Source organism: Staphylococcus lugdunensis (assembly GCF_002901705.1).
GTDB lineage: Bacteria > Bacillota > Bacilli > Staphylococcales > Staphylococcaceae > Staphylococcus > Staphylococcus lugdunensis.
This window is the reverse complement of record NZ_PPPV01000012.1, coordinates 949,700-962,944: the sequence shown is the minus strand read 5'-3', so window position 1 is coordinate 962,944 and position 13,245 is coordinate 949,700. Positions and strand designations below refer to the sequence as shown.

Below are 13,245 nucleotides of genomic sequence, written 5' to 3'. Positions count from 1 at the left end.
TTCAAATATGTAAGAAAAAGGAGGAACATCATGAGAAAAATATTCATCGGTATGCTGGTTGCGGTGATTATTGTTGTCAGTGGTTGTAGTAAAGATAGTCATAATGATAAGCAAGCAGATAATAAACAACAAAGCACCAATAAGCAGAAAAATAATAAATACCAAAGCAAGATAGATGAAATATTATCAATTCAGCAAAAAACACATCAAGATATGGTGAAAAGTAGTGATAAAGTAAATCCAGAGTTTAAGAAAGAACGTGTGAATCGTTATGTTTATAACGATGGCAAGTTAATAATTATTAGTTATCCATTGTACAAAGGAAACAATAAGTTATTTTATGCAGCTTATGAATATAAAAATGACAAAATATACTATAAGCGTGGTTTTAACGCGAAAGCCTATGTTGAGCAGCATAAACCAGACTATAAAGATATTAAAGTTAAATAATAAAGGAGATTGTTATGACTAAAGCAATTAAAGTAACATCATTGATTGGCATAATTTTACAAGCTATCATTAGCGTTATATTATTACTCTTATTTTTAGCATCCGTAGCAGGCTTGTTACACCCCGAATTCAAAACAACGGTGAATGGTGAAGTGAAAATATACAGTCCGGAAGAAGCACAATCTATTTTTAATGGTATCTTTGGGGTGCTATTTATTATTAGTATTATTTCATTAGCCTTAGGACTTGTAGGATTAAAATTTATGTCTAAAAAAATGGCAATGAGTGCTACATTCTATATTATAGGCGCTATTTTAAGCTTTAATTTCATTACATTTGTGTCATGGATTGCATGTGGTGTATTAATCATCCAAAGAAAAAAAGAACTCAAAAATCCATTATCAGATGAACACCAATCAGTAGATTAATCGGTATTATTCATATTTAGAGCCGGTTAACGGTCTTTCAAAAATTTAGCCAGTAATGCATTGTCATTGTACAATTGTATTGCTGGCTTTTTGAGTTTAATAGAGCAAGTAATAAATAAGTGTTTAAAATTATTATTATATAATTCATATTTACTTTTTTACGTCACAATGAAATAATAAAAATCATAATACTGTTGACCGTGTAGCATGGTTGTGTTATCAACAGTTGTGCGCTACAAACTATTAACATACATAAAATCAAGCATAAGGGAGAACATGATGATTAAAACAATAAAAGTAACATCGCTGATTGGACTTATTCTAGAAGCATTTCTATCATTTCTATTTTTACTTTTTTTCGTAGGGTCAGTTTCAGGCATTTCTCATTCCGAGATTAGGACTACGATAAATGAGCAAACAACAACAAAAAGCACTGAAATGTCATCATTAATCTTTAATTGGATTTTTGGTGTGCTGATGGTTGCAAGTTTTATTTCATTTATTATAGGGTTTACAGCGTTAAAGTTAATGACGAAAAAAACGACGATGAGTGCAGTGTTCTATATCATTGGTGGTGTGGTCAGTCTTAATTTAATCACGATTGTTGCTTGGATGATTTGTGGCATATTAATTTTAAAAAATAAAGCAGCAGTTAAAGAGGCAGTTATTGAGAAAAATAAAATAGGCAATAGCTGGTGGATTATTTTAGCTGTTGCCGGCATTTTTAGTTTACTGAGTATACATGGATTTATTATAACCATAGGTGCATTTGGCATCTTAGCTTTGAATATTGTATGGTTAACCGTATATAAGCCAAAAAACAACGGTCAAGCTTTCGAAAGTACGGCTAAACCAACCATCTATTTATCTATCATCGGTCTATTTATTATGTCAGTTTTAATGAATATACTATTTTATATAGTATTGTATGATGATTTCTTTGATATTGGGTTGAAATTATATGGCGATAGCTTTCATTTTTTAGGAAAAACACTATTTTTCATTAGTATCCTTTTATTTGCAATAGGTACAATATTTGCTTTTCAAATACAACAAGCACGTTTACAAAAACAAAACAGCAAACAGTGATATATACGAAAACTCCTTATTTTTTTAAAAGTATGTTGATGTAAAACTACATATAAATACGACGTATTTTGGCGAGACTCTTGAGGGAACAGGACAAAGGGGCCCCAACAAAGAGAAATGCTTTTCGCATTTCTCTTTGTTGGGGTGGCTGAAGCTGTCCCCTAAGAAAGCGAGCCAACAATACAAAGTATTGAATAAAAAAGAAGCACTCAGATGAGTTGAATTCAATTCATCTGAGTGTTATTTTTCTGAGATTTATGTCCCAGGTGTTTGCTCTCTAATGTATATAGTTGTAGGACCCGGCTTCCATAGATGATATTGTACGTGTAGATGTAATGTATGGGGCGATCCAGTTCATTTCTGAAATAAAGACACTGCCGTCAGCGTTAACGCGTTCAACAAAAGCAACATGTCCATATGGGCCATTACCAGTCTGTAGAATCGCACCTTTTTCAGGTTTGTGATCGACTTTAAAGCCGTCACCTGAAGCTTGACCAGCCCAATTGCGCGCATCTCCCCAAAATGTGCTAATCGTGTGGCCAGCTTGTGCACGTTTATCGAAGACATACCACGTACATTGACCTGCCGTATAGAGATTGTTCTTACTTGTAAATAATGGGTTTGAAATAATCTTACCATTGCCTAAAGCAAGTGGTTTACCATCGACTGTCATCGCCTTGTCGTTAAATTCACTTAACTTCAACTCATCATAAAGACCGTCGACATTAATGCTTGTAATCATACCGGAGTCATCTTTTTTATATACTTTATCAAAATCTGCTTGTTCATTTTGCGATTCTGCTGCTAATGATGCATCAGCTGCATATTGACGTGTCGCAATAGATGGTACTGGTTGACTAGGTTCTGGTGCTTTGACAGGACCGACATTTTGTTGCACGCCTAATGGAGATTGAGATGTGCTTCCTGGTGCTTGGCTTGTTCTTTGGCCTTGATTGGCACCAGCTTGGCCATGTGCATGACTTTGTGGTTTATGGTTATCATTAGAACCACGTCGCTGTTGGCCATAAGTATAGGTAAACGTGCCATCATTTGAATTGACATTAAATGAGGCATTTGGATGTGCCTTTTTAGCTTCTTGTAGTGAAGTATATGTTGCTGCATATGTCAGTTGGCTATTAACGATTGTAAATAATAATAAAGAAGACATTGTCGTAACTAGTGTTTTTTTCATACGGGTACATTAATCCTTTTTAATTATTGATATAAATTTAGTATACATAAAAAAGACTTACAAATGAATAGTAATAGGCAAATTAAATTTCCGCAATATATTTTACGTAAAATTTTAGTAAAAGTGTATACATGAACCTATTTTTTTTATATTATTTAATAAGATACGATTTTTCATAATCTATCTGTAATAGAAGTAACCAATTAAATTTTTTAGGAGGTTTCGTATTATGGCATTGATTAAAATGAGCCCAGAAGAAATAAGAGCTAAGTCACAATCTTATGGAAATGGTGCTGAGCAAATCCATCAAATTCTTTCTGATTTAACTAGAGCACAAGGTGAAATTGCTGCAAACTGGGAAGGTCAAGCATTTAATCGCTTTGAAGAGCAATTCCAACAATTAAGTCCAAAAGTTGACAAATTTGCTCAATTATTAGAAGAGATTAAACAACAATTAAACAGCACAGCTGATGCTGTTCAAGAACAAGACCAACAATTATCTAATAATTTCGGTTTACAGTAATAGTTATATATAGGTTGAGACATTTAATCGTGTCTCAGCCTGTTTTATCATTAATAAGTGTGGATTGAAAGGACAAAAAAATGAAAAAAGAATACTGGATCTATACTCTTATCTCAATTTTAATCGTCGCGATTGCCATTATAGGATTTTTTGTTTTTGTACATTTTAAATATGGTGACCAATCAGGACAAAGTCATAAGAGTGAAACAAAAAATTATGAAGATATACATATAGCGATTGTCAATGAAGACCAATCGACAACATATAACGGTAAGAAGATTACGCTAGGGGATACATTTGTTAAGAAATTATCTAGTCAAACGAACTATAATTTTGAGACGGTTACGCGTAATATTGCTGAAAATGGCTTAAAAGATGGTAAATATCAAGTCATGATCATTATCCCTGAAAACTTTTCTAAATTATCGATGCAATTAGACAAAAAGAAACCAGCCAATATGGCGATTCAATATAAAACAGCAGTTGGACAAAAAGAAGAAGTTGCGAAGAAAACTGAAAAAATCGTCGCAAGTATTTTAAATGATTTCAACAAAGATTTAATTAAAATCTATTTAACAAGTATTATCGACAATTTGCATAACGCTCAGAAAAATGTTGGCGCAATTATGACACGTGAACAAAACGTTAATCAAAACTTTGCCAATTATTTGTTGAATCCGCTCAACGATTTTCCAGAATTATTTACTGATACATTAGTCAATTCTATTAATGCGAACAATGATATTACGAAATGGTTACAAGGTTACAATAACTCTTTATTAAGTGCGAAGCCAGAAGCGTTTAGCATTCAATCTGATAATGATGTGTCATCTATCGTCGGCAAACAAGCAGAATATTTCAATGCGCATCAGTCTTTATTAGAGGATACACTTGATGATATGAAATCACGAGATAAAGATGTGAATATCTCAGATTATATTAATCAATTGAAACAAGTTGATAGTAAGTTAGACCAACAACATGAAGCGCAACAACGTACGAAAGATGACTACCAAAAATCATATCAAGAGGCTTTAAATAAAGTGAAAGATGAAGTGAAAGCACAAGAATCACCATTTACGGAAGATATGATTAGAGACTATCGTCAAAAATTGACTGCCTCATTACAAGAACAATTGAAGAATAATCAAGATTTAAACGATATCGTGGATCAAATGAAACAAGACCAACAAAAAATACAAGATACGATGGCTAATCAATTGAGAAACGCTATTGAAAACGACCAGTCTGGTCAAGATGAATTTTATATTAGAAAGTTAACAAATAAAGATATCGCAGACGCTGGATTATCTGAGAAAGCTACTAAAGAATACCAAGAAATTTTAAAAGAAGTAAATCAATATAGAACAAGCTACAATGTGAAGCATCTTGATAATCCAATTAAACAAGAAGATTATCACGGTGAAATTAGTGCCACAGATACATCGAAATTAGAAACTGAAGGTACGACGTTTGAACGTCAAGAGGATATCAAATCTAAAGATATTAACCATTTAACAGTATCAACAGATCCTAACTTTGATTTTAGCGGTGATATTTATATCAACGGTAAGAAATACGATATTAAAGATCAAAATGTCAAACTGGATACGACAGTTAAAACATACCATGTTAAAGTCAAAGGTGTGGCCAAACTTAAAGCTGATGCACAACATAAAGAAGATTTCCTTAAAAATAAAACGATGAAGCTACAATTGTTATTCGGCCAAGCCGATAATGATAAAGATGAACCAAAAGCGAATGTCGTTGATTTATCTATCAACAATCATTTAGATGGCAAATTAATCAGTGGCGATTTAAATCAACAACTCCGTTCACTTGATCAATTCAAATCTAAATATGACATCTATAAAGACGTTGCAATCGATCCAAATGATATCAAGATTGATAATAAAGCAATTGTCGATATGATGGTTAATCAAGTTATTAAAGATATGGAAAGCTTTAAAAATGATAAATCAGCATTACTAAATCAATTAGATCAATTAAATCAACAGTCTGATAAATTTATTGATGATGTCATCAATAATCAAGACCAAGTTGCACAGAATAAAAAAGACATCAGCACGTTACTTGATGATTTATCAAAAGCTGAAAAATTATTAAGTGATGAACCTGAAACACCAAAAATCAATGAAGAAAAAGGTAAAGAATTTACAACGATATCAACCGATTTAGATAAACAAATTAGTGATTTATCTGAGCGTAGTACGAAGTTACTTTCAGATAGTCAAAATTCTAAATCAACTGCCGATGACATTAGTGGTGAATTAAACAAACTTGATGACAATGTTGGCAAGCTTCATGCTAGCGGACGTGCATTAGGTGTTAGAGCTAACAACTTAAATGAAGTGATGAATAAAAACGATAAAGAAAATCGTCTCTTCGCTAAAGACTTTGAAAACGTCTTGAAAAACTCTAAAGAAGGCGATCGTCAAAACGAAGTGTTAAAAGACTTTATGAGTAATCCAATTCAGAAGAAAAATCTGGAAAATGTGTTAGCAAATAGCGACAATCACAACACATTCTCACCAACAATTCTAGTATTGCTCATGTACTTAGTTTCATTAATGACGGCATACCTATTCTATAGTTATGAACGCCATAAAGGCCAAGTGAACTTTGTTAAAGATGAATTCAGCAAACATAATCACTGGTGGAATAAAGGTATTGGTGCAGGTATTGTTACTGTTGCTGGCTTAGCAGAAGGTCTCATTATCGGTTTGATTGCCATGAATCAATATGAAGTTATGGCAGGATACCGTGCGAAGTTTGTCGGTTTAATTATCTTGACAATGATTGTCTTTGTACTCCTCAATACGTACTTATTGAGACAATTAAAATCCATCGGTATGTTTATCATCATTGTCATACTTGCCTTATACTTTATTGCCATGAATCGCAATAACGCAATACTTGCAGCGATTTCACCATTATCACATATAGATAAAGTGTTCTATAACTACTTGAATGCAGAACATCCAGTTGGCATGGCAATGTTAATCCTTGCAGTACTTGCCATTATTGGATTCATCTTAAATATGTTTATTAAGCACTTTAAGAAAGAGAGGCTCATTTAATGCTCATTGAAGGCTTAACCATGATGACGCTATTAACTGCCAATCCACATCAAGGTGATTTAGATATAAGAGTCGATGATGAAGATCAACAAAATGTGAATAAAGATATCAAAGAATACGATACAACGCTCTTTGATGATGAAAGTAAAAAAATAAATCAACGCATTAAAGAACAACAACAGAATAAAGATTCAAATATAAAAAATAATTTGTTTCAAAACCAAGCGGGCAATAAGTCCCGCTTGGATGAAACAAAGCATGTATTGTTTTCAAACAAGAATTTGAACAAAACAGCGGAGAGTGATAAAAGCCCTTATTTACAAGACAAACAAAAGAAAAATTTCTTTCCATATATCTTGTTAAGTATAGGGGCTTTTTTAACTATAGGATTTATGGTATTTACCATCCAGCGAGGGAGAAGGGTTAAACGATGAGCCAGCATAAAAAAGTGACATTTGATTTTTCAAACTATCAACACGGAAGCTTTGATTTAGCAGTTCCCATATTTATTCCTATCAAACAACTAATACCACTGATTATAGAAAGTTTAGATTTAGAAATATATGATTATAAAAATCAAATAAAAGTGACCACTAAGGATCGCTTATTACTAGAAAATGACCGACTCGTGGACGGCAAAATTGCAGATGGAGATATTCTGAAAATATTGTAGGGAGAATCAAAAGATGGCAAAAAACAAAGCTGAAGAACGAAATGAGCAAGACGTAATTAAAGAAACAAAGCATGAACGCGAAGATATGCGAGAGATTCCTAAATCCTCGATTAAAGATGAACATTATCATTTGATGTATTTATTAGAACAGCAAGACAATGCATTTTTAAATGCGAGGCTGACTGAATTAAGAGATAGTTATCAAATTCATTATGATTTGTCACAACATCACACGCCATTTTCAGAAATAAAGACCTTCCCTAAAAATGAAAAAATGCGTTATTTGTTAAACATTGCCAAGCTCGAAGATGTGCTGAAAACACGTTACACCTTCATCTTATCGCCACAAGAATTATTCTTTACGAAAGATGGATTACCGTTATTAAAGACACGTGGTTTGAAAAATATTGTCGAACCCCTTGCCTTATCGGATGAAGAGTTTCTTGCGCGTTACAAAGCACTGATTATCACGGCATTTAATGACAAAGTCACATTCGATTCTTTAGTAGAAGGTAACCTTGAATTACATAAAGGCACACCGTTTGAAAAGAAAATCATTGATATTGCGACGTTAGATGAATTAAAAGCCTTTTTAGTTGAACAATTTGATAAACAACAATCAGATTATCGTCGTAACTTCTCATATGTGAAGAGAAGAAACTTTACGATTTTCAAAGCTATTGCCATTACAATGAGCGTAATTGGTGTTATTTTACTAGCAATACTTGCTTATCTGTACTTTTCAGTAATGAAAAATAATGCTCAGATTGAAAAAGGTTATAAATCATATGTGAAATCGAATTACACACAAGTGCTCAATGATTACGATGATTTAAATGGTAAAAATTTAGATAAAGAAGCGTTATACATCTATGCAAAAAGCTATGTTGAAACAAATAAACAAGGCTTGGAAAAAGATAAAAAAGAGAACTTATTAAACAATATTACACCAAATTCGAATAAAGATTATTTACTTTATTGGATGGAATTAGGTCAAGGTGACTATGACGAAGCACTTAATATTGCCACATATTTAGATGATAACGATATTACTAAATTAGCTTTAATCAATAAATTAAATTCAATCAAAAATAATGCTAACTTATCAAACGATAAACGTTCAGAAGAAACGAAAAAATATAACGATAAATTACAAGATATTTTAGAAAAAGAAAAACAAGCTAAAGAAGAATCTTCCAAAGAAAAAGAAGAAGCAGCTAAGAAAAAAGATGAAAAAATAAAACAACAAGAAGAAAATGAGAAGAAACAAAAAGAACAAGCGCAAAAAGATAAACAAAAACGTCAAGAAGCAGAACGGAAAAAATAGTATAGGATTGAGGGCAGAATGATGCATAAATTGATAATACAATATAATGACCAATTAAAAATGCTAAATCTCCAAGATGATAAAACTTATACTATCAGTTCGGATGACAAAGCAGATATCACGCTAAAGCATTTGCCAGAGGCCATTCATATTGAACAAAATGAATTTGGCGCTTGGCAAGCCAATCATACGACCTTGTTTAAAACATTGGTGCGTAAAGTTGCAGATGGAGAAGTGACATTAAAACTTTATGGTCAAGAACATTTACATTCATTCATGTATCCATCACTTAAAGAAGTGATGACGATAGGTAACCATGCATACGATGACTTAAAGATAAGTGGCGCGACCAATGTCATTATTTTAAAGGATATTCATCGCATTAAAGAACAACACTATATTAAAATCATTCATGATAACGCAGCTGAAGTCTTTATCAATTACGATAAACAACATAATAAAGTGGATAGAGCTTATGTCGGCGATCACTTGTTTATTGACGACATGTGGATTGAAATTAGAGAAGATGGTATCAACATCTTGTCACATGATGATATTGAGACGGAACTTATTCGCAGAAATAGCGATAAGTTTGAAAATTATACGATAGAATCAAATGATTACCATCGTTCACCGAGAATTATTCATCGTGAACCGACAGATACCATTAAGATAGAGCGCCCACCTCAACCAATTCAGAAGAATAACTCTATGATTTGGCGCTCCATCATTCCGCCATTAGTGATGATTGCCTTGACGGTTGTGATCTTTTTAGTACGACCTTTAGGTGTCTATATTTTAATGATGATTGGTATGAGTACAGTAACCATCATCTTCGGTATTACGACATACTTTTCAGAAAAGAAAAAGTATAAGGAAGAAGTTAAAAAGCGGGAGAAAGATTATAAAGCCTATTTGGATGAAAAATCAACAGCGATTAACCATGCCATTAAAAATCAACGCTTTAGCTTGAACTTTCACTATCCAACGTTGGCAGAAATTAAAGAGATTGTTGACAGCAAAGCACCAAGAATTTATGAAAAATCACCACAACATCACGATTATCTTTACTATAAATTAGGGATTGCAGATATTCAAAAGTCGTTCAAAGTGGATTACTCGGAGGAAGAATTTAATCAGCGCCGTGACGAACTGTTTGACGATGCGAAACGCCTGTATGAATTCTATGAAAATGTCGAACAAGCACCATTAACCAACGATTTAACCCATGGGCCTATTGCCTACATTGGGACACGCCGTCTAATCTTAGAAGAACTCGAAAAAATGATGCTGCAACTCGCGACATTCCATAGCTATCATGATCTAGAATTCTTATTAGTGACGCGTGAAGATGAATATAAGAAGTTGAATTGGTCACGTTGGTTACCACATACAACATTAAAAGCGCTGAACATTAGAGGTTTCGTCTATAATCAACGTACACGCGACCAAATATTGACATCCATTTACAGCATGATTAAAGAGCGCATTCAAACCGTCAGAGAACGTAGTAGAAGCAATGAACAAATTATTTTCAAACCGAATTTAGTATTTATTATTACGGATATGTCATTAATTATTGATCACGTTATTCTTGAATACGTCAACCAAGATTTATCAGATTATGGTATTTCACTTATCTTTGTTGAAGACGTGATTGAAAGTTTACCAGAACATGTAGAAACGATTATCGATATCAAATCTCACACAGAAGGCGAACTCATCATGAAAGAAAAAGAATTAGTGAAAACGCCATTTGTACCTGAAAGTATGGAAGGTATTGATAAAGAATATATCGCACGCCGCATTGCCAACTTAAATCATGTTGAGCATATGAAAAATGCCATTCCTGACAGTATTACATTTCTACAAATGTATCAAGTCAAGGATGTGGATCAACTCAATATTGTACAGCGTTGGCAACAAAATGAAACATTTAAGACGATGGCAGTGCCCCTAGGTGTGCGTGGGCAAGATGACATTCTAGAGCTGAACCTACATGAAAAAGCACACGGGCCACATGGTTTAATTGCAGGTACAACAGGGTCAGGTAAGTCAGAAATCATCCAATCTTACATTCTGTCACTCGCAGTGAACTTCCACCCACATGAAGTGGCATTCTTATTAATTGACTACAAAGGTGGGGGAATGGCGAACCTCTTTAAAAACTTAAAACATCTTGTGGGAACGATTACCAACTTAGATGGAGACGAAGCCATGCGTGCACTAGAGTCCATCAAAGCCGAATTGCGCAAACGTCAACGTTTATTTGGGGAGTTTGATGTTAACCACATTAACCAATATCACAAGTTATTTAAAGAAGGCGTTGCGACAGAACCGATGCCGCATTTATTCCTGATTTCCGATGAATTTGCGGAATTAAAATCAGAACAACCAGATTTCATGAAAGAATTAGTATCAACTGCACGTATTGGACGGTCATTAGGGATACACTTAATCTTGGCTACACAAAAGCCATCCGGTGTGGTTGACGATCAAATATGGTCGAACTCTAAATTCAAATTAGCCTTAAAAGTACAAGACCGTCAAGATAGTAACGAAATATTAAAAACACCAGACGCTGCAGATATTACGTTACCAGGTCGTGCATACTTACAAGTAGGGAATAACGAAATTTATGAACTATTCCAATCCGCATGGAGCGGTGCAGTGTATGACACTGAAGAAAATGTTATCGAGACAGAAGATAAAACGATTTATGCTATCAATGAATATGGTCAGCTCCAAGCCATCAATAAAGACTTAAGTGGTTTAACCGATGCTGAAGCGCAACCAACACAAACCGAACTGGAAGCGGTCATTGCCCATATTGAAGAAATTACAGAACGTTTAAACATTACAGAAGTGAAACGTCCATGGTTACCACCTTTACCAGAAAATGTATATCAAGATGAGTTAATGACGACAGACTTTAAAGCACTATGGAGTGATCAACCAGGCGACGTTGAATTAACACTTGGTTTAAAAGACGTGCCAGAAGAACAATTCCAAGGGCCGTTAACCCTAAAATTAAAAGCGTCAGGACATATTGCCTTAATCGGAAGTCCAGGATACGGCCGCACGACATTCTTACACAACATTATTTTCGATATTGCACGTCATTTTAGACCAGATCAAGCCCATATGTATTTATTCGATTTCGGTACAAACGGCTTAATGCCAGTATCCGATATCCCACATGTGGCGGACTTATTCACGATAGACCAAGAAGATAAAATCACAAAAGCTTTAAAACGCATTAACGAACTCGTATCAGAACGTAAACGCTTATTAAGCCAACAACGCGTCGTTAATATCGAACAATATAAACGCGAAACACAAGACAATGTACCAAACGTCTTTATCATGATTGATAACTACGACGCCGTTAAAGAATCACCATTAATGGAAGCCTATGAAGATATGATGATGAAAGTCACACGTGAAGGTTTAGCATTAGGCATATACATTATCCTAACAGGTTCACGTTCAAGTGCGATTAAATCCGCAATCTTCACCAACATTAAGACACGCGTTGCTCTATATCTATTCGATAACAATGAGTTAACCAACATCATTGGTTCATACAAAAAAGGCGTTAAAGACATGAAAGGCCGTGCAGCCATCAATGATGATAACTTCACCCAATTCCAAATTGCACAGCCATTCAAACTAGCAGAAGGTGAGACATACAATAACCGCATCAAAGACGAGATCGCTCAAATGAACGAACACTATGTTGGCGATTATCCAAGTCATATTCCAATGATGCCAGAAAAAGTATATTTTGATAAACAGTTGAATACATTTGACTTTAATAAGATAATATTAGAAGAAAAGATAATACCAATGGGATTAGAATTTGATGAAGTACAGCCAATCGGTTTCAATCTCCAAAAATCTAATATATTTACTTCGGTTAAGCCAGTTGATATTGATAACGGTTTTAATATATTAGAAAAGCAATTAAAAATTGTTTCAAAGGAATATGAAATTGCTATATTAGACACAACAGGTAGATTGAAAAATTCTGAATACGAAAATTATTTATACTGTCAAGAAAAAAAGGATATAATTGCTTTTAAAAATGAATTAGTTAACTTTATAAAGAACATTGAACCACAAAAAAAATGGATTGTAATCATTTCTAACTTCAAAGAATTTATAAATGTTGCAGCACCTACAAATAATGAAATAGAATCAATATTTTTAGATGGACCAAAAAATAATGTGTATCCTATAGTTTTTGGACTTTATCAAGAAACTATTGGGGGTATAAGCTCACAAGCTAGATTATTAAAAGAGATTGTAAATAATGCATTTGTCGGTATGAGCATTAGCGAACAAGATTTGATAAAAGTACGCTATAACTCTAACGAAAAAATTCTTAAGCGTAATGAAATGTATTATATTTGTGACTACGAGTATAAAAGAATTAAATTATTTGAATAGGGAGGCAAAA

At 33.6% G+C, this 13,245-nt stretch carries 11 protein-coding genes; 9 read left to right on the top strand and 2 right to left on the bottom strand.

The features are described from left to right. Positions 1 to 30: 30 nt before the first annotated feature. The 3 genes from CD041_RS05275 (at position 31) to CD041_RS05265 (ending at position 1,967) form a co-directional block, all read left to right on the top strand. Positions 31 to 450 (top strand): cystatin-like fold lipoprotein, encoded by a 420-nt coding sequence (locus CD041_RS05275; RefSeq protein ID WP_002459622.1) that lies wholly within the window; start codon positions 31 to 33, stop codon positions 448 to 450. Positions 451 to 464: 14 nt separating this feature from the next. Next, positions 465 to 878, top strand: coding sequence for a DUF4064 domain-containing protein (locus tag CD041_RS05270; protein ID WP_002459621.1), 414 nt, complete (start codon positions 465 to 467; stop codon positions 876 to 878). A gap of 279 nt (positions 879 to 1,157) precedes the next feature. Further along, positions 1,158 to 1,967, top strand: coding sequence for a DUF5084 family protein (locus tag CD041_RS05265; RefSeq protein ID WP_070647895.1), 810 nt, complete (start codon positions 1,158 to 1,160; stop codon positions 1,965 to 1,967). A 46-nt stretch (positions 1,968 to 2,013) separates the two neighbouring features. On the opposite strand, the gene CD041_RS12435 is transcribed toward CD041_RS05265, so the two are convergent. Both CD041_RS12435 and CD041_RS05255 read right to left on the bottom strand, forming a co-directional pair. Further along, entirely contained in the window at positions 2,014 to 2,196 is a 183-nt protein-coding gene (locus CD041_RS12435) for a hypothetical protein (protein ID WP_103284507.1), read from the bottom strand. A 48-nt stretch (positions 2,197 to 2,244) separates the two neighbouring features. Next, the gene (locus CD041_RS05255) at positions 2,245 to 3,159 is read right to left on the bottom strand and encodes a CHAP domain-containing protein (protein ID WP_002479297.1); all 915 of its coding nucleotides are present in this window, start codon (positions 3,157 to 3,159) and stop codon (positions 2,245 to 2,247) included. A 229-nt stretch (positions 3,160 to 3,388) separates the two neighbouring features. Between CD041_RS05255 and CD041_RS05250 the strand changes: the two genes are divergently transcribed. From CD041_RS05250 to essC, 6 genes are all read left to right on the top strand, one after another. Then, positions 3,389 to 3,682 (top strand): WXG100 family type VII secretion target, encoded by a 294-nt coding sequence (locus tag CD041_RS05250; RefSeq protein WP_002459618.1) that lies wholly within the window; start codon positions 3,389 to 3,391, stop codon positions 3,680 to 3,682. Positions 3,683 to 3,762: 80 nt separating this feature from the next. Continuing rightward, on the top strand, positions 3,763 to 6,783 hold the full coding sequence (gene esaA, locus CD041_RS05245) for a type VII secretion protein EsaA (protein WP_070647896.1): 3,021 nt from the start codon (positions 3,763 to 3,765) through the stop codon (positions 6,781 to 6,783). Continuing rightward, a complete protein-coding gene (essA, locus tag CD041_RS05240) occupies positions 6,783 to 7,217 on the top strand; it encodes a type VII secretion protein EssA (protein WP_037544686.1) in 435 nt (144 codons plus the stop codon). The genes esaA and essA overlap by 1 nt, the downstream gene beginning before the upstream one ends. Next, the gene (locus tag CD041_RS05235) at positions 7,214 to 7,456 is read left to right on the top strand and encodes an EsaB/YukD family protein (protein WP_002459615.1); all 243 of its coding nucleotides are present in this window, start codon (positions 7,214 to 7,216) and stop codon (positions 7,454 to 7,456) included. Before essA ends, CD041_RS05235 begins: the two co-directional genes overlap by 4 nt. Positions 7,457 to 7,469: 13 nt before the next feature. Then, a complete protein-coding gene (essB, locus tag CD041_RS05230; RefSeq protein ID WP_002493023.1) occupies positions 7,470 to 8,783 on the top strand; it encodes a type VII secretion protein EssB in 1,314 nt (437 codons plus the stop codon). Between the two features lie 21 nt (positions 8,784 to 8,804). Continuing rightward, on the top strand, positions 8,805 to 13,235 hold the full coding sequence (gene essC, locus CD041_RS05225) for a type VII secretion protein EssC (protein WP_176744555.1): 4,431 nt from the start codon (positions 8,805 to 8,807) through the stop codon (positions 13,233 to 13,235). Positions 13,236 to 13,245 lie beyond the last annotated feature (10 nt).

What these genes read in the sequence shown, in the direction of transcription:
- CD041_RS05275 (WP_002459622.1), top strand. Translation starts at nt 31, where the DNA reads ATGAGAAAAATATTCATCGGTATGCTGGTTGCGGTGATTATTGTTGTC.
- CD041_RS05270 (WP_002459621.1), top strand. Translation starts at nt 465, where the DNA reads ATGACTAAAGCAATTAAAGTAACATCATTGATTGGCATAATTTTACAA.
- CD041_RS05265 (WP_070647895.1), top strand. Translation starts at nt 1,158, where the DNA reads ATGATTAAAACAATAAAAGTAACATCGCTGATTGGACTTATTCTAGAA.
- CD041_RS05255 (WP_002479297.1), bottom strand. Translation starts at nt 3,159, where the DNA reads ATGAAAAAAACACTAGTTACGACAATGTCTTCTTTATTATTATTTACA.
- CD041_RS05250 (WP_002459618.1), top strand. Translation starts at nt 3,389, where the DNA reads ATGGCATTGATTAAAATGAGCCCAGAAGAAATAAGAGCTAAGTCACAA.
- esaA (WP_070647896.1), top strand. Translation starts at nt 3,763, where the DNA reads ATGAAAAAAGAATACTGGATCTATACTCTTATCTCAATTTTAATCGTC.
- essA (WP_037544686.1), top strand. Translation starts at nt 6,783, where the DNA reads ATGCTCATTGAAGGCTTAACCATGATGACGCTATTAACTGCCAATCCA.
- CD041_RS05235 (WP_002459615.1), top strand. Translation starts at nt 7,214, where the DNA reads ATGAGCCAGCATAAAAAAGTGACATTTGATTTTTCAAACTATCAACAC.
- essB (WP_002493023.1), top strand. Translation starts at nt 7,470, where the DNA reads ATGGCAAAAAACAAAGCTGAAGAACGAAATGAGCAAGACGTAATTAAA.
- essC (WP_176744555.1), top strand. Translation starts at nt 8,805, where the DNA reads ATGCATAAATTGATAATACAATATAATGACCAATTAAAAATGCTAAAT.